Here is a 20,851-nt window from a genome sequence, read left to right on the forward strand (position 1 = left end):
AGCGGAGGTATCGGGACGAACTTTTTCTAGCTCAGTCGCAGCGTGTGCCGGTCACCGTTCTCAATCGAGAGCGTGAGATGGAGCGCGTTTTTCGGCAGCCACAAACCGGTTTTCTCAGGCCACTCCACGGCGAGGCAGTAGGGCGGAATTAAAAATTCATCGAGTAGCAGGTCGTCGAGTTGGTGCTCGTTTTCCAGGCGATACGCGTCGAGGTGAATCAAGCGTTGGGTTTCGCCGCGATACACCGAGTAGATGGCAAACGTCGGGCTCGTGACGTTTTCTTTGATCCCCAGGCCGTGCGCGAGGCCTTGCACGAAAGTGGTTTTGCCAACGCCCATGTCACCGTGCAGCGCGAGCGTGCTGTTCACGGGTAACGCCGTCGCCAACTCGGCCGCGAGTGCCCGGGTTTCTGCTGACGATGCGGTCGTGATCCCGCGGCGCAATCTATCGAAGGTGTTCATAGCCGCGATAGGCAGAGAGGTTCAAGGCACCCGTCAGAAGTTTTTTACCAGACACAAAATGGCCGATGCGCGAGAGCGGCACGCGGGGGAAACGTTTTTTCCACGCGCGCTCGAATCGGGAAATATCCGCGCGCTGACGCACGACGATGAGCAATTCGAAATCTTCGCCGTCACACAACGCGTGTTCGAGAGCAGTGCGCTGCGTTTTTTTCGCGAGAAGCTGCGCGGCCCGGCTTACCGGAATCGTAGCTGCGTTGAGCGAAGCTTTGAGCCCCCGCGTGGTGAGTGAATCCAGGTCTTTCGCGATGCCGTCGCTCACGTCCATCATGGCGCGCACTTCACTGCGCCCCGCCAGCCAACGGCCTTCAGCGAGTCGCGGTGCGAAGTTATAGTGATGTCCGGCCAGGCTGCCGCCCAAATTTCCCGTGACGTAAATATGGTCGCCCGCGCTCGCGCCCGTGCGCGTGATCACACGTTTGCCAGTCGATTCACCGTGCAGCGTGAGAAACGCTCCGATGAATCCAGCCGGGCCTTGCGTGATATCGCCGCCGACGATGCGCACGTGATGAGCGCGGGCGGTGGCGGCGAGTCCGAGATAGAATTTTTTCAGCCACGCGATGTCTGTCTCGGGCGCGAGCGCGAGCGAGATGACCGCTGCGACCGGGCGACCGCCCATTGCCGCGATGTCGCTCAGATTGCGCTTCAATAATTTTGCGCCGACATCCTGCGGCCGCACGGTGTCGTCGAAATGTTGTCCGTAAATCACGGGATCAGTCGTAACGAGCTGATGGCGCTTGGTGGGAGGAATCACCGCGCAGTCGTCGCCGATTCCGAACGGCGTTTTCGGAGAGACGTTACCGAGCCATCGCTTGATCTCGGTGATCAACCGCAGTTCGCCGTAAGCGGCGACGGATTGCATGCGAGTGCGCGTGAAGGGTTTCATTTTGCGATTTCTGGCAGACCCGACAAGACGACCATTACCGTATTCAAATTGAAAAGTGCATGCGCGACGATCGGCACGCGGATATCTCCGGTCGTCTCATAAGCTACGGCGAGAATCGCGCCGAACACCGCGAGGGGGATGAAGCCGGCCCAGTTTTGATGCATCGCGCCGAAGAGCAGGCCGCTGACAACCAGCGCGACCGTGCGACCGGTGCGTTGGCGAAGAAAACGGAAAACGCCGCCGCGAAACATCAACTCCTCGCTGACGGGGGCGAGCACGCAGGCGACGGTCAACATGCCGAGGATCACCCACAAAGATCTCGTCCCTGCAAAAATGGCAATCAGCGGTTGCGGGTCTTCCGGCAGCCCGATGCGCCGTAAAATATAACCCCAAATCAGACTCACAATCGTGACGATGGGCATAGCCACCAGCAAGGTTACCGCACCATAGCGCAAAGACTGCGCTGACGACAGCGGAAGGGCCTGAGTGGAAAGCGGGGCAGGTTGTGCGCCGTAGTCAGTGTAGAGCCGTTTCCTCAGCACGGAGAAAAGAAACCATCCGATGATCGTGCCACCACTACCTGCAGCTCCGTAGGCAAAAATCTCCAAACCCTCGCGATCCTCCGCTGCGCTGATCAGTGTGCCGAGGCCAGTTTTGACGATTAGCGTAAGGATGAGGCCGGTGGAGAACATCAGGCTCAAAAAAAGCACGAACTCAAAAGGACTGATGGGCCATGCCGGCAGTCGATTCGGTTTCAGCCATTGCTCGCGCGACTTCTTCGAGAGCAGGACGAACAACAGCGCGAGACCGGCCAGCAGCAGGGCCATTTCGAACAGGGCAATGGTTACTTGGATCGGCTCGGTGGGCATGAACCGTAATCCCATGCTTGCTCGCGCCGTGGTCAAATACGAACCGCGATCGTTTCGGGAGCATTCCCCTTGCATCCGGTTGGATTGGCGGATCGAAGGCCAGCCGATGGCCCATCGATCCAACTCACTAAGCGCCTGTCGTAGACTCCTCGCGGCTAGCGCGCGGGTTTGCGGCGCGGCAACTTCTCCGCGATTTCCTCGAGCGGATACGTGATGATTTCCGCCAGCGTCGGGTGATACCACGGTGCTCGCAGCATATCGCGCACGGTCGCACGCATCGTGATCGGCGTAGAGAAACAATGAATGAGTTCGCCGGCATCCTTGCCGACAATTTCTGCGCCAAGAATACGACCGCGCTTCGGCTCGGCGAAGACCCGCACGTAGCCGTAGTTTGCCTCCATCAAAATCGATTTTCCGTGATCGTTGAACGGGTAGGACGCGCTGAGGTATTTGACGCCGCGTTCCTTCAGCTTTTTTTCGTCGAGTCCAATCGTCGCCAGCTGCGGATCGGTAAACACGACGTGCAACAGTTGGGAGTAGTCGACAGGCTTGGCTTCCTTGCGACGAAACGCGTGACGGGTGGCGACTTCGGCCTGAGCAATGGCGATATGCACGATTTCAACCGGCCCCGAGCAGTCGCCCGCCGCGTAAATGTGCGGCACCGAGGTTTGCTGCCAGCGATTGATCTTAATCTGCCCTTTGTCGTCGGCTTTGACTCCGGCGGCAGCGAGGCCCAGTTTATCGGTCGCCGGCTCGCGACCGAGTGCGTTGAACAAATGCGCGGCCCGACGGATGCTCGATTTGCCGGCTTGCTCAAATTTAACCGCTACACCGCCTTTTCCTGAAGAGATCGAAGTGAGTTTCGTGTCCGTGATGACTTCGATGCCTTCATCGCGGAAGGCTTGTTCGATGACTTTGGCGGAGTCGGCCGCGTGCTCGCGTAGCACGTGGGTGCTGCGTTGAATCAATGTCACTTCTGAGCCGATGCGGTTGAGAAACTGCGCGAGTTCAGTCGCGACAATGCCTCCGCCGAGGACGATCACGCTCTTGGGCACGAAATCCAAGTCGAGCACCTCGTCACTTGTCCAGGTCTTGGTTTCCTTGAGACCGGGAATATCCGGCACGCTGACTTTTGAGCCGGTGCCGATGAGGAAATGTTTTCCTTTCAGCACCTCGCCGTTCGACAGCTGAATCGTATGCGAGTCGATAAAAGTCGCGTAAGCTTGATGCAAATCGAAGCGCCCGCTTTTGAGCGCTTGTTCGCGATAATCGGCGAAATCGGCGATGATTCTTTTTTTGCGGACGTGCATCGCTTTCATGTCCGCGGAGACACGACCGACTTTGATGCCGAAGCGCGCCGCGTGCGTTGCGTGATGCATGATCTCGCCCGCGTAGATCAGCGTCTTGGACGGCATGCAGCCGCGCAGAATGCAGAGCCCACCCAGTTGCTTTGCGCCGTCGACTACCGCTACTTTTTTTCCGTAGCTCGCCGCGAGGCGCGCGGCATTGAAACCGGCGCTGCCGCCGCCGATACAGATGAAATCGTAAGTCTTCATGGTGAGGAGATCAGCCGGGCGCCCAACTTGCCGATGAGCGCCTTACGCCAGCGTTCGGAACGTTGTTCAACCAGCTTGAAGAAATACCATGCCACGACCACCGCAACGGCGCAAGCGACCAGGATTACCCAAAGTGAACCAGGTCGCGACGCCGGCCAAGAACGGCTGGCCAAGTTGCGCAACTTGCCCACCACCGGCGCATGCACGAGGTAGAGAGAATAAGAGAATGTTCCCAGCCAGCCCAGCCACGCGAGTAAAGGAGTGGCTGCAAGCGTGGCGTCGAATGGTTTTAGAACGAGCAACAACCACGCGCAGCCGAGCACGAAGTAGAATATGTGCATCGCTTGGTAATTCAACCCGCCCGCAAGAATCGCGATTCCCCACAAAATGCCCGTTCCTACCGGAATGCGGACGGAGACCGGCCAGCGAGCCTGACTTATCAACCATACGATTCCCCCCAGCGAGAAATGCGGCCAGAACTGTAGAAGTGACGAATAGCGATTAACTGCCGGCGCAAGCCCGAGCAGGATCAGGCCAATCGCCAAAGCCCAGCCCGTCCAAGCTGAGCGGGTAAAAAGAGAAAGTTGGAGGCATGCGCCGGCCAGAAGGTAGAATCCCACTTCGAGAGAAAGCGTCCAGACGACCAAAAGAAATTCTGGCCGACCAAACCAGTGCTCGGTGGCGGTAATCGATTGCCCCCAACCGGCGGCGCCTTGGGGTAGTTCATGGCTTGGAGAGACGCCCTGCGTCGCTGCGGCCAGCAGCGCAAGTGCGGCCGCGAGCACCAGCGCGGCCCAGTAGGGAGGGAAAATGCGCATGAACCGATCCGCGAGAAATAAACTGGTCGAGCCTCGCTGGCGGTATTCCCGAGCAGTGCGTTCGGCGATGCAGTAGCCGCTGACGACAAAAAAAATGTGCGCGCCCAACCAGCCTTGTTGGCAAAACCACGCGACCGCTGCAGGTAAGAGGTCCGGTTTTTCGATCAGCCACACGTTGATGGCGTGGAAAACCAGCACCCAGCCGGCGGCGAATCCGCGCCATTGATCCAGCGATTCATAGCGCCTGCTCACCACGTTCGGGGCAGGACTCATCGACCTTTGCCGAACAGCATGACGTGAATCGTTTTTAGCACGATCGAAGCATCGAGCGTGAACGAAAAGTAACGAATGTAGTAGAGGTCGTATTCCAACTTGCGCTTCGTGTCCTCAAGGTTGGCGCCGTAAGGATAATTGATCTGCGCCCAGCCGGTGATGCCGGGCTTTACCAAGTGGCGGAAATGATAACACGGGATTTCCTTTTCGTAACCTTCGACCAAGCGCACCCATTCGGCGCGCGGGCCAATCAAGCTCATGTCGCCTTTGAGCACGTTCCAGAGTTGGGGCACTTCGTCGAGCCGGGTGTTCCGCAGAAAATGACCGATGCGCGTGATGCGGTTATCGCCGACCTGAGTGTAAGCGTTTCCTTTGCCGTCGGTGACTCGCATGGTCCGAAGTTTGACCACGTTAAAAATTTCCCGGTTTTTCCCGACACGCGGCTGAAGGAAAAAAATGGGCCCGCGATCTTGAAGCCAGATCAGCGCCGCCACGAAAGGCAGCAGCGGCAGCGTGAGAATCAACCCGAGCGATGAGAGGATGATGTCGCTGATGCGCTTCAAACGTTCGAATACCGGTTCACGAGCAATTTGAAAGCCACCTTGGAAGAGCCAGGTTTGGTTCAGGCGATAGAGCGGGATTTTCCGCCAATAGACTTCGTGAAATAATTCGAGGGTGTAGGTGGGCACACCGGAAAAATGAAGTTCCATCAGTCTCTGTGCCACCGACGCGGGTAGATCCTTGCTCGATTCGCGTAGGATGATGGCGTCGATGCTCGATTCGTATTCCTTTAAATAATAATTCACATCGCCGAACGGCGGGGTGGAAACATTGTGCCCGGTCGCAATGTCGGGGACGAAGGTGGTGTGCGTCGCGTAAAGCACCGATTGGCTCATTGCGTTGCGGCGGCATTCTTCTTTGAAGGCCATGCAGCTTTCAGGGCTGCCGAGAAACATGAAATAGCGCTGCTGTTTGCGGGCGAGTTGCCGGTGATAAAAGATGCGCCGATAGCTCAGGGAAACCGGAATGAGCGCGAGACAAGAGCCGGTGACGATGAAGCGACTGACCTGCAGCGGATAGCCTGCGGGAATGAAAACGAACGTTAACAGCAGCGTGAAAAACAACACCGCCGTGAGCGAGATCGTGTGAAGGCTCGTATAGTTGACCGACATCATGTCGGTGCGCAGGCTGTAACCGTCGATCAGGTAAACCGCGATGAAGTGGATGATCACCGGCATCAGCAGCGGCCCATACACTGGCTCATAGAAGTGAGCCCCAACTCGAAGCCAGGTGAAAAAATTGAAAGCCAACACGACCGCGACGATGTCGAGCAGGATCAAGGCGACCGTGATGCGTCTTCCGTGAGTCATGGATGGTTCATTAACGCCGCACTTTGCGAGCGAATGCAAATGGAACTTGATGGGTGGCCATGGCTCATCGAGGGGCGGCTTTATGCAGGCGGCTGAGTTCGCGTGCCTTGGCGGCGTTCAGAAATTCATACCACGCCATCAATCGACAAAATACGAATCCACGATACCCATCCAGAAATCCCGCGCGCCAGACGTAGTGATAAACAAAGCGGATCGTCGGGCGAAAGGGCAGCGACCACGCAAGGCGACGCAAGCGGCGCTTGCGGGCGAGGCCGGCTTCGATCTCGGGATCATCGACGTGGCTCCCGCCGCTCGTTTGGGCTTCGAACTGCAGGCGCGCTTCCCAATTGCTGTAACGATTATGTTTTTCGACCCAGGTTGAAATGTCTGGGAACGCGTAGTGTTCCATCTCGCCATCAAGGTAAGCGGACGCGCCTTCCAGTTGCACGTGTTCATGCACCTCATTGTCGCCGGAGCGGGTGCCGGCGGTGTCGGCAACTTTTTCGTAGCGGCCCAATTTGTGCCGGAAGAAGCGCAGGTTCCAACTCGGATAGTAGCCGCAATGATTCAACCAGCCGTCGAGAAACCAGAAGCGCCGGTTAACGTAGTAGCCTTGAATGCGATCCTGCTTGAGCGCAGCTTGCATCGCGGCAGCGAGGGGCGGCGTGGAACGCTCGTCGGCGTCGATGATGAACACCCAGTCGTTTTTCCAAGCCACATTGGCGAGCGCCCAATTTTTCTTTTTCGGAAAATGGCCGTCCCATTTGAAATCCACTAGCCGCGCACCCGCTTGCAGAGCGATGTCACGGGTGCCGTCCGTGCTGCCTGAGTCAACCACCACGACATCGTCGCACCACGCGACCGAGGCGAGACAGTCTTTCAGATTGTCGGCTTCGTTTTTTACCGGGATCAGGACTGAAATAGGAAAACGTGCAGACATATTAGCGGGTCGAGTCGTCTTGATTCTGGGTGTCGAGTAAGGCGTAACGGATCGCGCAGTAGAAAAGTGCGCAGAAAGTCAGCATTACGGCGGGATTGGCAAAAGGGAATTCCAGCCACGCATACAGCAAAATCAGGCTGCAGCCAGCGAGCAGGTAGCGTGGGACCGTCGACTCGACCCGTCGCCACGGCACGGCAAAAAGCGGCAGCAAGCCCAGCAGTAAGAGCAGGGTCGTGCCGACAAAACCGACTTCCGCGAGCGACTGCAGCCAGTCGTTGTGTGCTTCGGCGTAGAACGTAATCCAGATCCACATTTCTGCGGCGCGCTGCGTATTAAAAATGCGGAAGGCATGCGCGTAGCTCTCCAAGCCCCAGCCAAAAACGGGTTTTTCCGCCGCCATGCGCCAGGTGTCTTTGTATAAAACGATCCGCGCCGTCATCGTGTCTTCCTTGGCGAGCGTAGTGAGTTGTTCGGAGGTGAGGCGGCTGCGTTGAGCGATGACGTCACGGGCGAGATAGCCGATCGCGCCGAGCGAAAGCACCGCCGCAAGCGCGATTCCCGCGATGGGGAGGAAGGGCGACTCGTTCATCTGGCGACGCCGCTTGATTACCCGCACGAGCAAGTGCACGAATGCACCAAACAATAAAATCGCCATCTGCACGGTGCATGACCGCGACGAACTGAGCGGCACCGATATTGCCAGCAACAGCGTAGCCATCAACCCAAGTGGCAGCGGTGAATGCCAGATGTCCCGGTGGCCGCCCCGTCTCAGGAAATAGAAAAGCAGGGCCAGGCACGCGGTCGTGTTGAGGATCGTGAAAGCACCCCAATGATTATGGTAAATAAACGTGGAGAAAAATTTGTCGTTGGGTGAAGGCACGAGCCCTAGCCAAAGCCCTTTCGCTTTGATCAATTTCTGGAACGTGCCGAACACGGCGAGCACGACTGCGTTGATGCTGATCGTCAGCAGCACTTTCCTCACGGCACGGCGCGAGGGCAACATCAGGTAGAGATTATAGCAGGAGAGGACGATGGCATTGAACTGCCAGAGTTCACGCGCCGCGAGTTTCGGCCTCGCCGCGCTGGGCAACCACGAAATCGGATCGATCATCGCGAGCGATTCGTCGCCCGGCAGACCGATTTCGCGGAAGCTCGGATTGAAACAACTGATAATCACGATGACGTCGTAGATCCACAGCGGCCATAAGAGTCGCAACGCTGCTTTCCATCCTGATTCGTGTCCCGCATCGCGGGTAAGGCACGCGATAATGAATAACACGACGCCGACGCCGCCGAGCACCGCGATAACTTGACGCGCCCACGGCGCCTGCCCGCCAAACGCCCACGAGGTGAAAATCAACAGCGTGCAAAAATGCACCAGCACCAGTGTTTCCAGCGGACTGCTGCTTTGTGACTTCCTCATACGATGCTTAAATGGAGAATGCTCATTTCAACTGGCGATAGAAACCCTGCAGTTTTTGCGCGGCCATGGTCCACGAGAACTCCCGCGCAGCCCATGCCCGTCCGCGTTGCCCCATGAGTTTCAGCGCATCGAGCGGAGTCGCGAGCGCGGTATCAAGAGCAGCGGGGAAATTTTCCCACGCCACACACCACCCGCATGATTCATTGGCCACGCCCTCCCACGGCGTCGTGTTGGTCACGGCGATCGGCACGCCAGCCGCGAGGGCTTCCGCGATCACGAGGCCAAAATTTTCTGAGTGCGACGGGAGGACAAAAAGCGAGGCAATCGCATAAGGCGCCGGCAGGCCGTTGCCATCAAACACCGCGATTTTATCCTGGGCACCAGCGGCGGTGATTTCAGCACTGAGTTCGGTTGCCGTGTAATCTTCCTGCACGCCGGCGATGAGCAAAAGCCAGTCGCCGCGCGGTTCCTTGAGCCAGAGTGCGATGAGCTCTTTGAGCCTCTTCTTACGATGGAAGCGGGAATAAAACAAAGCGACCGGCCGTGAGGTTGTCGTTGGACACAACTGATGCCACGTCGTGCGAGCGCTGGCTAATTCCTCATCGGTGGGAATGGGCACGCCATTCGGTGACACACAGATCGGCTGTTTAAATCCAAGCGCCCGAATATCGTCCGCTTCTTGAGTGCTGGTCGCATGCCAGCCAGACGCAGCTGAAAATGCGCCCGGGTGGACAAACAATTCGGAGATGCGTTTGCGCCAACGCCGATGCTGATAAGCCCAACCGCTCATCATGCCGCGTGGCGAGATTACGAGCGGCACAGCATTTTTCTTGGCGGCCTTAGCGGCGTAATTCAGTGGCAGCAACCAGAGCGCGTGATTGTGAATGCAGTCTGCAGGCGTGGTCAGCAGATGCTGGCGAAGCTGGGGCGAACAGGTGAGCCATCGCGGCGCGGCGCGCGGGAAAACCGTAATCTTAGCCGCATCCGTAACGATCGCTTTTTTTTGTGGCTCGTCGGAGGTCGTTAGTAAATCCACTTGGTCGCCTTGTCCGGCCAAAGCGTTGGCCAGCGACCGCACGGATTTCGAAGGTCCGCCGTGACGTTCCTCCAAGCTCGGCACTATGTGAAGCAGACGCACTTTCAGGGATTATCGCGGCAAAGCCAGGGTTTGGTAAGCTGGCCGCGTAATTTTACGGGCGAGATTCCAGCCATCTTCAGCATCGTATAAATCATAGCGGTGGCGATGAAAGAGCGCGGCAATCTCGTCGGCACTGCGTTCATATACTTCCAATAGAATCTTTGGCCGATGTTGGGAGAGGAGGATTTCCGCGCCCTGCAGTGCGTCGAGTTCGGACCCTTCGATATCGATTTTCAACACATCGGGTGGGGGCCGTTGTTCGCACAACCAATCGAGAGACACGGTGATGGTGGGATGAGACTCGACGGATTTCCCGACTAATTTTTCGCTGGCTCCCGTGCTTGATGAAAGATGTGAGCCCGAGCGCGTCCATTCGGGAGTTTCAAACGATTGCAGGCCGCACTGCTTGGAGATCGCGACGCATAGTGATTCCACCGGCGCGGCCTCCGGGCGTGATTGCAAGGTGGAGCGCCGAATGAGCGTGCTGAGCCAAGGATCAGCCTCCACGGCGAGCACGGAGCCGCGGCTTCCCGCAACGTGCGCCGCGGCGAAACTAAACACTCCCAGGTTGGCGCCGACATCCCAAACGACGTTGCCCGGCTGCACATGGCGTGAAGCAAATTCGTAGAGATCCTGCCAGTTCGGGCGATCCAACGATCGAAGGTAGGCCAGCGACGCCGCCGGGCTGACTTGCAATCGCGCACCGCCAAATCGCGCCGGCAGTCGGCGACTAAAGACAAGTGAGCGGGTTAATTTCACCATAGCATGACGCAAAATGGTGTTCAATTCTCCACTCCCACATTCGGCTCACGGGGCATTGGCCGCGGCTTGATGGGCCGACAGGGCGAGCCTGCGCAAATATGGAGCGGCGGTAAATTTTTCACGACGACTGAACGTGCGCCTACGACGCACAATTCGCCCACCGAAACTCCTGGGCCGACGAAGACATCCGCACCGAGCCAGGCATTGCGGCCGATCGTAATCGGGGCAGTTACCAAAGGCATCGACCATTGCTTGAAATCGTGCGTGCCGGCGCAAAGGTGACCGTTCTGGCTGATGTTGGCACCGTATTCCAAACGCACCGTGGTGAGATTGTAGATGTTAACGTTCGGGCCAATCATGCTGCGTGGAGCCAGCGACAAGTTTTTTGGGAAAATAATTTTAGCCGTGGGAAAAATGACCACGGGGCCGGTGATATCGGCTCCGAAGCAGCGCAACAATCCCGCGCGAAACCCGTGCAGCGGACGCGGGCTCCACCGAAAAATCGTCGACTGGACAAACAGCCACAACCAACGCGCAAGCACCGCCGACTTCGGGTAGGGCGTGACGCAGTTTTGTCCGAGGAATGGGCTGTCAGGGGTGTTCACGAAGCAGGCGAAAGTTGTTTTTTCGCAGAGTCGGCAGTCATTTTCCCAAACTCATCGAGCAACGCGCGCGCGGTTTCTGCGTAATCATGGCGCCGCACATCGAGTTGGCCTTGCGCGGCGACTTGAGCGCGAAGTGACGGCTCAAGGAGCAGGCGCGAGAGAATACCACCGAGTTGCGCCACTGCGTCGGGGCGCGATTGGTCGAATTGAAATCCATTTTGATCCGGGCGAATCAAGTCGCGGTAGCAGTCGAGCGTCGACACCACGGCGACGGCCCCCGCCGCCATCGCCTCCATCGGGGCGATGCTCAGCCCTTCGCCTTTGGCCGCGAGGCTCGGGTAGCAAAACACCCCCATGCGCCCGTAAATTTGGGCGAGTTCGGTGGCATTATAAACCGGGGGACGAATCAAAAAACGTTCGCCGAGTTTCGTCTGGTATTTCTCGGCGAGCGTATTGCGATACGCTTCGCCGCCGCCGCCTTGTTCAATCGCGACCGGTCCGGTTAATTCGACGCGCCACGGGGGCAAGTCCGTGCGCTGGGCGAGCATCAAGGCGGCGTCGAGTAGTTGCTCCAGACCCTTTTCGGGATGGATGCGTCCAATATAGCCGATCACGAGCGGGCCACCAAGGTGCTGCGTGGAGGAATCGCGATGGAGTTTCCAGTCGATGGGATTCGGGAAACGGAAAATGCGTTGCGCAAGGCTGGCATTTTCCTCGTGAATTTTGTCGGCCACGGCAGTGCTGGTCGCGAGTAATTTGTCGACCGAAGCATACGCGCGATTCTGGCCCTTGGGCATGCGACCGAGCACCACGGCGACGAGGCCAGCGCTCTTTTTAATCCACTTTAAATAGACGGGAAGGCTGACCGTGTTGCAGACCACGATGTCCGCCTTCGGAAGATTCCAGGCCGCTTGCAATCCCCAGAAAAAATCGAGCACAAGATTGATCGGGAGAAATCGCGTGTGTGAACACCCACGCAGGCGCAGGTGCGTGAGGCGGCCGTCGAGTTCAGTTTCAACGTTAGGCCAACCGGGCCAGCGGCGTGACACCATGGTGACGGTGTGGCCGGCCGCGACAAATTCACGGGCGAGGCGGTGCCAGATTTTTTCGGTGGAGCCGCCCAGAATGGGTGGCACGGGGAGAAAGAAGCCTCCTACGATGGTGATGCGCATGAAGATGAACCGGGAAGTTTAACTAGAGCCCAGGCTTGCCATCGCTTGCAGCAACCCGGCGGAAGTTTGAGCGTAAGTGTAGTGCGAAATTTTAGTGGAAACGTCTGCTTGGATGCGGCGCATTTCGGGTTCTGAAGTCTGAAGGGCTTGATTGAGCGCCTGGGTGAGAGACGCTTGGTTGTCCGCCCGGCACACCCAACCAGTTTCGCCGGGGATTACGAGGTCTGTCTGGCAACCCACCAAATCTGAAACTAACGCCGGTTTGCCGAGATGCATGGCTTCGTTCACGGCCAATCCCCAGGTCTCATAACTGCCGCGTGAGGGCAGGGCCAAAATATCCGAGGCCAGGTAAAGGGCGGGCATCTCGCTCTGGTTGGCAAAGGGCAGGAAACAGATTTTCAGGTGGGGCGTTTTGGCCGCCGCGGCTTGAAGGCGTTTTTTTTCATCGCCGTCACCGACAAACAGCAGCGCATGGTGCGCGCCGGCAACCGATTGAAACGCTTCCAGCAACTCCACGGGTTGTTTTCGGGAGTGAAATTTCCCCGCGAAAAGCACGATACGATGACCGGTCAACCCGAGTTGCTCCCGCACGGCCATCGCCCGCGCGCGGGTGGCTTCGTCCGCGGGATTGAAATGGGCGGCGTTAACTGAATGCGGTGCAAAGAAAAGTTTCCCCGCAGGCACTCCGAGCGCGCGGAAGTAATCGCGGTTCGCATTGCCCACGTAAAGGAACGCCGTGAACTGCCGGTAGAGCAGGCTGAGCGGCAGTCGACGGGAGATGGGTAATGTGCCGCGCCCGAGCAGGTGCGAGTCTCCGCGAAACAGCACCGGGACTTTTCGCAAGCGAGCCCACCACAGTGCCCGTTGCAGCGACAGCCAGTTGTAGCCAAAGAGCAGCACTGCATCTGGTTTCCACTCCGACAAACGTGTGCCCAGCGTGGGGTTGTTGAGTCCGCGAAAATGATGCGTGCCCGGGTCGCGAGAAATGTTGGGCACAAATTCGGATTCGTAGCCGGAAAGTAAATCCACGTCCCATTGGAACGTAGTGTTAAATTGCGGATCTTGCTGAGCAGTGACGCCAAATTTCCACAGATAAAACACTTTGAATTTCAGGGAAGTGTTGGCCTGCAGCCAACGGAACCAAGGGCTGTAATACTGCACTGGGTGCGAGAGCACGATTGCGAGACGAGCCATTGGTTAAAGATTAGAGACCGAACAACGCGCGGATGATCATCGGAACTCCAAGAACGACAATCACGGCTTGTTCGAGTGATGAAACCCAAGCGGCCATCGTGAGTTCCGCCGAGAATGACCAGGCGGTCATCAACACCATGAACAAACCGGCGAATGAAAACATGGGACTGAACGTCGACCATATTTGGAGTTTCTTGAGCATGAATCCCCACGTGGCCCCCAGTAAAATGGCCCCGATGATCCCGAAATTGGCGTAGGCTTCGGCGAGCAATCCAAATGCAATGGTGGTGGCCTCGGTGTCTTCCTCGCTTTGCAGGCCATAATATTTTGCGAGTTCGTAGGTGGCGATGTGGGAACGGGGTTTATCCGGCCAGAGCAAGCGTGGCACTAATTGCGGCGGGACGTAGGCGTAAGTTTTGCCGTAGAGGTAATCCTGGCGATCCGGGGTGTAAGTCGCGACCAAGCAGAGAATGTGCATGAGCGATGAGCGCTCCAGCAGCTTGCGGCTCGCCGTTTTATTTTCACCGCTGGGCTGCATGCCGTATTCGAACCATTGAGTGTAGAACGCGGGCAATTCGGTGACACTGGAAGGACCGGGAATTTTTTGATCCCAGTGGATGGCGCGCATCTTGGTTTTGCCGGTGTGCAAAATTGCGATGATCGTGAAGATAAAAATAATGACCACCCAAGGCACGCGTTTGCTGCCTGACAGGTATCCGAGCAAGCCGATGCCGATCGTGCTGATTGCGCCAATGAGCACCAGGCCGACACTCATGAAAAGAAGCTGAGGCACCAAGTTAATGATCAGGATGGTTTTTTCCTGAGGCTTCATTTCGCCGCGACCCCAACGCTGGGTGCTGACGAATGTGCACAGAATACTGATGCCGTAAAACACTGCGCGACATGCGCTGTTGAGTTCGCGCGGAATCGTGCCCGGCAGGAAAGTATCCATCCACAAATAGATCGTCGAAAGAAACATTCCGTAGACGACCAGCTTCTCCAGTTGGCTCGTGATGATCGCATCGCGCCAGAAAGGGGTTCGCTTGGGAATTCCCCGGGTCGTTTGGTAGACGACTATCCCCACTGTTTGATAAGCGATCACCGTCCACCCCGCGAGACTGATAACCTCGGACGCATACTCCGCGAGTTGCTCGGAAGCGTTAAGCATGGGCATGCCGTAAGCATTCGCACAAAGCAGCATCACGGGTTCGAACACGGGAAAACGGCTACCACCGGTCTTAGCCCAAAATAGCGCCGGTAACACCGAGAGCGTGATTATAACCAGTCCTTGGCAGAGGTGGAGAATATCACGGACATTCGCCGTGTAACCGAGGTAAGCGAGCGCGACCCCAAGCAGCGCTAAACCGGTTAAATAAAGCCGCTTTCCTCGCTCGACATGCTCGCCGCCAAGCAGCGAGTAATCGACGACAGCTTCTCCTTCTTGCGGGCCGCGACTTACGAATTCCATAGTATTTGCCTCGTTTAGTTGGCTCCGAAAACCGACTCGAGAATGCGAATTTGTCGCGCCGCGAGTTCGCTCGTGCCAGTGCTAACGTTCGGTGTTTTTTTGATTGCCGGCGTTTTAGTGTGCGCGGCGCGCATTATTTCGACGATGTGCGCGATGCTCCGGGCGGGCGATTCATGGTCGGAGAAAACAACGTATGCCTCACCAAACTCCTTTAATCGTTCGATGGTTGCGCTGCCGACGGGAGCGATGGCGAGAATCGGACGCTGGGCAGCCACGACATTGGCAATTTTCGAAGGCGTAAAAGCCAAATCGGTCGACCCCAAAACAAGATTTACGTCGGCTTCGAGCGTGACTTGCAGCGCATCCAGGTAGCGAAGGCGCGCCGGGCTTTCGTGCACGAAATCGTGCACGTGATGTCGTTCGGCAAATACGCCGGTCGCGTTCTTCGCTTCGTTCGCGGCTGAATAGCTGGTGCCAAAAAAATGTGCGGAAACGGGCAGACCTTGGCGGCGCGCTTCGGCAATAGCTGCGAAGAATAAGTTTACAGACGTCATCATGCCCGGGCCAAGTGCCCCTGCGAACACCACGCGCAAACTGCCCGCAGGCAGAATGGCGGCGCGGTGCGGGAGATTTTCTCTCACAAACTGGATGTCAGGCTCCGCTGATCCGAAGGGAATTTCAGTGACTGGCAAGTGAGCCAAATCAGCGTAACGCTTCTTCAAGAAATCGCCGTAGGTGCGCGACACTACGATCAAGTGCGATACTTTGCGCAGGCTCCAACCCTCCAGCATCAAGGCGAGTCCGTGGGCGACGCGGTATTTCCAGCCACCGGGCGGACGTGGTGCGTCGGGTCGCTCGTAGTAGTCGCTGACCCAAGGATCTTGCAGGTCGATGACGTAAGGAACGCCATAGAGTGCTTTCCAAATGCGACCGAAAGGCATGACGATAAACATCGTCGTGGAAAAATAGACTGCGTCGTAACGTGTGGCGTTTAGTAAACGACAGCCTCGAAAAAAGAGAAAGGGGAGTGACCTCAGAGCCACATTATTGAGGCCGAATTTCGCCGTCCATTTACGGGAAAAACAATGCGCGCGTGCGACGTTGACCGACTCTGGCACGGTGTTGTTCAGCTCGGGTTCGAGTGGCGCCGTGGGCGTTGGATCGTCGACGGTGAGGACGGTTACCTCCCAACCGGCTTTGACAAAGTCGGGGAGGCTCGTGCGGACTCGCTGCATGTCCGGTGCATTTACCGGTGGAAAATGCGGGCTGACGATGAGGACGCGTTTACTCACGCCGTGGTGCGCGGACGCAGAAGCCGGATATCCCAAGTCTGCCCCTTCGCGTTGGCGACCGTGGTTGCTTCGAACGTTTCGAGGTGCTGCTCCACGCGCCGCCAGTGGGCTTGCCAGTGTCCGAAACGAAAATGTGAAATTACCACGGTGCCTTTGGGCTCAAGCCACGGGATGAACGCGGCGACCAAAGCACCCGGGTCGTTCGCATACCCGATGCATTCACTGAACATGATCACGTCGAATTTTTCCGAGGGTTGCCATGTCTCGAAATTTCCTTCGGTGAACTCGCATCGCTGGAGGTCCAAGTCGCGCGCCATGCGGATGCCTTCAGGCGAAAGATCCACGCCGAGATAGCGGCGAAACGGATGGGGTTGAAAAAGCTGCGCGAGGCGTCCGCTGCCGCACCCCAGATCAAGGATCGAGGGATTTTTGTACAATTCGGAGACATAGCCGACGATTACGCTTTGGCGCGGAAGTTCAGGCAGTTGATGGAAATGGGCCCACGCGCCCGATTTGTATTCGCCGTCAACCGCGCTCTGATCGACCGGACGCCCGTAACCCGCTGGTTCGAGAAGGAATTTTCGGCGCAAACGCGCGAGTAAGTTACGGCTCATTTTTTGGGTTTAGGGGTTGGTGATTCGGGATTGTGCAGCCGAAAGAAGAACTCGGTATTTGAGTTGAAGATCTCAACCAGCTCAGGCGGCAACGCGGCTTTTTTTTCCGGGGCCAGTGGCTCGACTTGAGAGCGGTAGCATTTAATCGCGTGTTGTTTGGCCAATTGGTAATCCTCGACGGGCAGGCGTCGACAATCGCGCGTGCCGAGCCAGCTGCGGAACAAGAGGCTGGGGTTCCACCAAGACCACACCGGATACTGCCATACGGTGGACACGATCTTTGACCGATAAATCGCTTCGCGGACGAATCCGAAAGTGGCATCGTGTTCGCTGCTGCCGTCAGGACTGCACGGAAGGAAAATTTCATTCGGCGCGATCTTCGTAAACAGGTCGGTCAGGCGGTGCACGAGATCTGCCCGACGTTCTATTGTGAGCAAATGCAAGGTGCCATCGGGCTCGTCTAAAAAATGAACTGCGCCGCGCTCCACTCCGAGATACGAGAGTGCTTTCATGGCCTCGCCTTTGCGCATTTCCGAGATGGCGCGGCTGTCAAAGCGGGGATGCTTGGGATGCGATGCGGATCCGTCGGTGATAAAAACCACGTGAACCGGAAGTCCTTCATTGCGTTTGCGCGCGATGACTCCGCCGCACGCCAGCGTTTCGTCATCTTGGTGAGGCGCGATGACGACTGTGACGGTTTCTTCGATTTCGTAAGGCCGGCTGCCCAGAAATAGAATTCCTCCGCACAACTCCACGGCCAGCTGCCGTAACACTTGCTTGGCTTTTCGATGCCTGAAAGTTCCGCTCATGTTAGTTAGCCAAGGCTTTTTCCACCGCCGCTAAAAGGCGTGGCACTTCATGCTCCCAGCAAAAAATATTCTCCGCCGCCGCGCGCGAGACGGCCTGCATCGCTCGGAGGCGTGCGCGGTCGCCGATCAATTCGTCGAGCTTGGCCGCATACTCCGTGGTTTCATGGGATGACACGATGAAACCGCAACCCGGGGCCGCGTTGACCACTTCCATCTGACCGGCCGTTTCGCTGGCGATGATGGCGAGTCCGGCGTTCATGTATTGAAGGATTTTATTGGAAATCGTGATGTCCTTGTTCAACGGCCAGCGAGGCTCCAAGGCCAATCCGATATCGAACTCCGCCAGTTTTCGGGGCAGTTCCTCCGGCGTGACCAAGGGGATAAATTTCAAGTCCGCTCGTCTCGACTCCGGCAACCGCGACATGAGTTTTGCTCGGTAGCCGGGTTTTTCGTCGCCGACGAGGAAGACCTGGCTGGGTTTTGTGGTCCGGGCCCACGCCGCAAAGAAAAGCTCGAGCCCGCGCCCGGGGCCGATCGTTTGTGAGCACCAGATAAAAGAAGGCACGGGTGTTTCCTGGGCGGATTCGGTGCGCGGATTTTTTTGCAGAGGAAAGGTGTTCCGTAACACGATGGGCGTGGGACAGCGGTATCTTTTCGCGAGTTCGTCCGCCATGCTTTGAGCGGTCGTCGATGCGTAAACCGAGTGGCGCAAGGCGAACTCTTCGGCGTGCCGGAGCAATTGGATCGGGCGGCTTTGACGATCCGCATACAGCAAGTCTTCCGAATACCAGTCTTCCACATCCACCGCGACTTTGCGCCCATCTTTGATCAAGTGCTGCGCGGCCCAGATTGGGATTTCGGTGTGAACGATGGTGAGGTCAGCGGGAAAAGTTCTCGCGAAACGCAGCAAGGCATGCGCCGGGCCGAGTGTTTGCGCGGTCTCGATTTCAAGTTCGCTGCACATCTTGCGGGCGAGCCACGTCGCGCTGCGCTGCATGAAGTCGGTGATGCGTGCCGTCACGGTATTCGCAGCGTAATCAATCACCACGCGCTTGAAGGGCAGGCCGCGCATCAATTCCAGGTCGATTTTTTCGAATCGATCCTGCACGGAAATGCTCATGACGGTCACATCGTAACCTGCCGCACCGAGCGTGGTGGCTTCTTTCACGACGCGCGGGTTACGGCACAGGTGGGCCGAAGTGAGAATGAGGATCTTTTTGTTGCGGTTCACTTTTGTAACAGATGCTTCAGTCGCCAGACATTACGCCAGCCGACCAGCCGGCTGATTAGGGCTGTTTTCGGGCCCATCGGCGGAGAGCCTAAATTGGAGCCTCCAAACGTGGCGACTTTTTGCGCTGATTTTTCCATGAGATCCGACGGTGCCGGGTAAAAATCATAAATGAAGCGCTGAAATGAATTCGCCGCCGCTTGCCGGGTGCGGGCCGAATCTTCGGCAGTCAACAGATGCTCCGAAATAAGCTCTAGTGAGCGAAACTGCGAACGCCGCGCGCGTTCACCGCGCTGTTGGCTCAAACTGCCGGCCAATCCCGAGCGATAATAACTTTTCGCACGCGGGTCGCTCGCATAACTTACCCCGGAACTAGCGAGCAATACCCGGCTGAAATATTCGCCGTCATCGTTGAGCGAAAGCGATTGGTCCCATTCTCCCGCGCGGCTGACGACTGAGCGCGGCACCAGCCAGCACGAGGGATGCATCATCACATTTTCATTTCCAGCCAGCACGAGAAAATCGACCGGGGTAAAATCACGATAGACGGCGTCGTCGACGAATTGGGCGGCTTGGATGTTTTCCTGAAAACGTCCCCACGCGCACGAAGCGATGGTCTCAGCGGGTTTGGTTTCGAGAAGAGCGAGTTGAACTTCGATTTTATCAGGAGAAATTAAATCGTCGGCATCGAGAAATTGGATGAACTCACCGCGCGCAAGCCGCAACCCGTGGTTGCGCGCTGCGCTGGCGCCACTGTTTTTTTGCGCCACAATTTGCACGCTTGCTCCACTGAATTTCTGCGCGACTTCCAAGCTCCGGTCCGTGGAGCCGTCGTCGACCAGGATGATTTCCTTGTGCGGCCAGCTTTGCGCGAGCGCGGACTCGAGCGTTTGCGCCAGCCAGCGTTCCGCGTTGTAGCAGGGGATGATGATGGAAACGAGCGGACTCACTTGGATTTTAACGCGTGCCGCCAGTTCTGTTGGAAATACCAGCGTTTGGAATGCGCCACGTAGTGATGCATGACGGCGTGGCAGTGGTGCGTCTCGGGCGGGAGGGGCAGCGTGAGATACTCCTTCGCGGGGGCGATGGCACATTCACGCCCGGTAACGAGCATGGCGATGATCGCTTGCTCGAGATAATAACTGGTGCCTTCGCGTTGGATCAACGTGTGGCACCAATGCTCCAAGCGTTCCCAATCGAGTTCGTCGCTGTTCAGTCCGGTGAGGCCAACGTTGATGAGATCATCAACGTGTCCTCCGGAGAGTTGATCCATCAACCCGCGAGAGTAGCCGTAAGAGGTTTCGCAGTCCACCGCGTGCAACGGGCGCGCCGGCGCCTCCAGCCAGCGGAGGAGGAATTCCGGGCGGTGGAAAAAAAGCAGATCCGAATCCAGCACGAGTTTCCATCCGTGGCTGCCGACATGGGGATCGGTGAGTTTGCGGATGTTGGGATAATTGACCCAGCGCTCGCGCAAGGTCGGGAATTTTTCTGCCGGCAAAAAGTGATCAAGCCGGGCAATCGTGTCGGCTTGGGCCACAAAACGGATCTGCGGAAATAGCCGGATCAGCGGTGCACGAAATTCCTCCGTGAGCGTGCCATCATCGTAGATTACCGGCGCGAGCGCGCGCTGCGAGTGGCGAGAAAATGTCCAAAGGCAGAATGCGGTTTGATACCAGAATCTTTTCCCGGTGAGCAGGTGCACTTCAAGCGTCGGGCCGGCATAGTGCACCGGCGGCAAAGACCGGGCCGCGAGCTCCATTTCGTGGCGTCCACGCTCGGTGATTTTTTCCTGCCACGGGCCGCCGTTGCGGAGGGAATCGCGGATTTTACTCACCGGCTGATGCCAAAGCGCCAGCGCCAGCCGCCCCAAGCCGAGGCGTTGCGCAAAAGTGGGAGTGGATGGTTTTCCGGACATG

20 protein-coding genes are annotated in these 20,851 nt (G+C 57.4%); all 20 read right to left on the reverse strand.

Annotation, left to right across the window (positions count from 1 at the left end; genetic code table 11):
- Positions 1-26 precede the first annotated feature (26 nt).
- The 20 genes from tsaE to ACRRQW_RS16465 all read right to left on the reverse strand — a co-directional run bounded on the left by tsaE (position 27) and on the right by ACRRQW_RS16465 (position 20,850).
- Positions 27-461: a tRNA (adenosine(37)-N6)-threonylcarbamoyltransferase complex ATPase subunit type 1 TsaE gene (gene tsaE, locus ACRRQW_RS16370; RefSeq protein WP_438482673.1), complete on the reverse strand. Its 435-nt coding sequence runs from the start codon at positions 459-461 to the stop codon at positions 27-29.
- The gene (locus tag ACRRQW_RS16375; RefSeq protein WP_438482674.1) at positions 445-1,380 is read right to left on the reverse strand and encodes a thiamine-phosphate kinase; all 936 of its coding nucleotides are present in this window, start codon (positions 1,378-1,380) and stop codon (positions 445-447) included. Before ACRRQW_RS16375 ends, tsaE begins: the two co-directional genes overlap by 17 nt.
- 20 nt (positions 1,381-1,400) lie before the next feature.
- Entirely contained in the window at positions 1,401-2,273 is an 873-nt protein-coding gene (locus ACRRQW_RS16380; RefSeq protein ID WP_438482675.1) for a lysostaphin resistance A-like protein, read from the reverse strand.
- Positions 2,274-2,428: 155 nt separating this feature from the next.
- Positions 2,429-3,829 carry a dihydrolipoyl dehydrogenase family protein gene (locus ACRRQW_RS16385; protein WP_438482676.1) on the reverse strand — a complete coding sequence of 467 codons (1,401 nt, stop codon included), beginning with the start codon at positions 3,827-3,829 and terminating at the stop codon, positions 2,429-2,431.
- Complete coding sequence (locus tag ACRRQW_RS16390) at positions 3,826-4,920, reverse strand: acyltransferase family protein (protein ID WP_438482677.1); 1,095 nt, start codon at positions 4,918-4,920, stop codon at positions 3,826-3,828. The genes ACRRQW_RS16385 and ACRRQW_RS16390 overlap by 4 nt, the downstream gene beginning before the upstream one ends.
- Positions 4,917-6,290, reverse strand: coding sequence for an exopolysaccharide biosynthesis polyprenyl glycosylphosphotransferase (locus ACRRQW_RS16395; protein ID WP_438482678.1), 1,374 nt, complete (start codon positions 6,288-6,290; stop codon positions 4,917-4,919). The genes ACRRQW_RS16390 and ACRRQW_RS16395 overlap by 4 nt, the downstream gene beginning before the upstream one ends.
- Before the next feature lie 64 nt (positions 6,291-6,354).
- On the reverse strand, positions 6,355-7,230 hold the full coding sequence (locus ACRRQW_RS16400; RefSeq protein ID WP_438482679.1) for a glycosyltransferase family 2 protein: 876 nt from the start codon (positions 7,228-7,230) through the stop codon (positions 6,355-6,357).
- A gap of 1 nt (position 7,231) precedes the next feature.
- Positions 7,232-8,653, reverse strand: a complete 1,422-nt coding sequence (locus tag ACRRQW_RS16405; protein ID WP_438482680.1) for an O-antigen ligase family protein — start codon at positions 8,651-8,653, stop codon at positions 7,232-7,234.
- 22 nt (positions 8,654-8,675) lie between these two features.
- Positions 8,676-9,791: a glycosyltransferase gene (locus ACRRQW_RS16410; RefSeq protein ID WP_438482681.1), complete on the reverse strand. Its 1,116-nt coding sequence runs from the start codon at positions 9,789-9,791 to the stop codon at positions 8,676-8,678.
- A gap of 9 nt (positions 9,792-9,800) precedes the next feature.
- Positions 9,801-10,553 (reverse strand): FkbM family methyltransferase, encoded by a 753-nt coding sequence (locus ACRRQW_RS16415; protein ID WP_438482682.1) that lies wholly within the window; start codon positions 10,551-10,553, stop codon positions 9,801-9,803.
- A gap of 20 nt (positions 10,554-10,573) precedes the next feature.
- Positions 10,574-11,158: a putative colanic acid biosynthesis acetyltransferase gene (locus ACRRQW_RS16420; protein ID WP_438482683.1), complete on the reverse strand. Its 585-nt coding sequence runs from the start codon at positions 11,156-11,158 to the stop codon at positions 10,574-10,576.
- Complete coding sequence (locus ACRRQW_RS16425) at positions 11,155-12,294, reverse strand: glycosyltransferase family 4 protein (RefSeq protein WP_438482684.1); 1,140 nt, start codon at positions 12,292-12,294, stop codon at positions 11,155-11,157. Before ACRRQW_RS16425 ends, ACRRQW_RS16420 begins: the two co-directional genes overlap by 4 nt.
- Positions 12,295-12,348: 54 nt before the next feature.
- Positions 12,349-13,524, reverse strand: a complete 1,176-nt coding sequence (locus ACRRQW_RS16430) for a glycosyltransferase family 4 protein (protein WP_438482685.1) — start codon at positions 13,522-13,524, stop codon at positions 12,349-12,351.
- A 10-nt stretch (positions 13,525-13,534) separates the two neighbouring features.
- On the reverse strand, positions 13,535-14,992 hold the full coding sequence (locus tag ACRRQW_RS16435; protein WP_438482686.1) for a hypothetical protein: 1,458 nt from the start codon (positions 14,990-14,992) through the stop codon (positions 13,535-13,537).
- A 14-nt stretch (positions 14,993-15,006) separates the two neighbouring features.
- Positions 15,007-16,284, reverse strand: a complete 1,278-nt coding sequence (locus ACRRQW_RS16440) for a glycosyltransferase (protein WP_438482687.1) — start codon at positions 16,282-16,284, stop codon at positions 15,007-15,009.
- The gene (locus ACRRQW_RS16445) at positions 16,281-16,898 is read right to left on the reverse strand and encodes a class I SAM-dependent methyltransferase (protein WP_438482688.1); all 618 of its coding nucleotides are present in this window, start codon (positions 16,896-16,898) and stop codon (positions 16,281-16,283) included. Before ACRRQW_RS16445 ends, ACRRQW_RS16440 begins: the two co-directional genes overlap by 4 nt.
- A complete protein-coding gene (locus ACRRQW_RS16450) occupies positions 16,895-17,707 on the reverse strand; it encodes a PIG-L deacetylase family protein (RefSeq protein ID WP_438482689.1) in 813 nt (270 codons plus the stop codon). Before ACRRQW_RS16450 ends, ACRRQW_RS16445 begins: the two co-directional genes overlap by 4 nt.
- Before the next feature lies 1 nt (position 17,708).
- Positions 17,709-18,938 carry a glycosyltransferase gene (locus tag ACRRQW_RS16455; RefSeq protein WP_438482690.1) on the reverse strand — a complete coding sequence of 410 codons (1,230 nt, stop codon included), beginning with the start codon at positions 18,936-18,938 and terminating at the stop codon, positions 17,709-17,711.
- Positions 18,935-19,885: a glycosyltransferase family 2 protein gene (locus ACRRQW_RS16460; protein ID WP_438482691.1), complete on the reverse strand. Its 951-nt coding sequence runs from the start codon at positions 19,883-19,885 to the stop codon at positions 18,935-18,937. The genes ACRRQW_RS16455 and ACRRQW_RS16460 overlap by 4 nt, the downstream gene beginning before the upstream one ends.
- Complete coding sequence (locus ACRRQW_RS16465; RefSeq protein ID WP_438482692.1) at positions 19,882-20,850, reverse strand: glycosyl transferase; 969 nt, start codon at positions 20,848-20,850, stop codon at positions 19,882-19,884. The genes ACRRQW_RS16460 and ACRRQW_RS16465 overlap by 4 nt, the downstream gene beginning before the upstream one ends.
- Position 20,851: the final 1 nt, after the last annotated feature.

Source organism: Oleiharenicola lentus (assembly GCF_051660365.1).
GTDB lineage: Bacteria > Verrucomicrobiota > Verrucomicrobiia > Opitutales > Opitutaceae > Lacunisphaera > Lacunisphaera lenta_A.

Coding starts and splice junctions, on each gene's coding strand:
- ACRRQW_RS16390 (WP_438482677.1), bottom strand. CDS start 4,920: ATGAGTCCTGCCCCGAACGTGGTGAGCAGGCGCTATGAATCGCTGGAT.
- ACRRQW_RS16445 (WP_438482688.1), bottom strand. CDS start 16,898: ATGAGCCGTAACTTACTCGCGCGTTTGCGCCGAAAATTCCTTCTCGAA.
- ACRRQW_RS16435 (WP_438482686.1), bottom strand. CDS start 14,992: ATGGAATTCGTAAGTCGCGGCCCGCAAGAAGGAGAAGCTGTCGTCGAT.
- ACRRQW_RS16415 (WP_438482682.1), bottom strand. CDS start 10,553: ATGGTGAAATTAACCCGCTCACTTGTCTTTAGTCGCCGACTGCCGGCG.
- ACRRQW_RS16430 (WP_438482685.1), bottom strand. CDS start 13,524: ATGGCTCGTCTCGCAATCGTGCTCTCGCACCCAGTGCAGTATTACAGC.
- ACRRQW_RS16375 (WP_438482674.1), bottom strand. CDS start 1,380: ATGCAATCCGTCGCCGCTTACGGCGAACTGCGGTTGATCACCGAGATC.
- ACRRQW_RS16395 (WP_438482678.1), bottom strand. CDS start 6,290: ATGACTCACGGAAGACGCATCACGGTCGCCTTGATCCTGCTCGACATC.
- ACRRQW_RS16400 (WP_438482679.1), bottom strand. CDS start 7,230: ATGTCTGCACGTTTTCCTATTTCAGTCCTGATCCCGGTAAAAAACGAA.
- ACRRQW_RS16450 (WP_438482689.1), bottom strand. CDS start 17,707: ATGAGCGGAACTTTCAGGCATCGAAAAGCCAAGCAAGTGTTACGGCAG.
- ACRRQW_RS16405 (WP_438482680.1), bottom strand. CDS start 8,653: ATGAGGAAGTCACAAAGCAGCAGTCCGCTGGAAACACTGGTGCTGGTG.
- ACRRQW_RS16385 (WP_438482676.1), bottom strand. CDS start 3,829: ATGAAGACTTACGATTTCATCTGTATCGGCGGCGGCAGCGCCGGTTTC.
- ACRRQW_RS16465 (WP_438482692.1), bottom strand. CDS start 20,850: ATGTCCGGAAAACCATCCACTCCCACTTTTGCGCAACGCCTCGGCTTG.
- ACRRQW_RS16380 (WP_438482675.1), bottom strand. CDS start 2,273: ATGCCCACCGAGCCGATCCAAGTAACCATTGCCCTGTTCGAAATGGCC.
- tsaE (WP_438482673.1), bottom strand. CDS start 461: ATGAACACCTTCGATAGATTGCGCCGCGGGATCACGACCGCATCGTCA.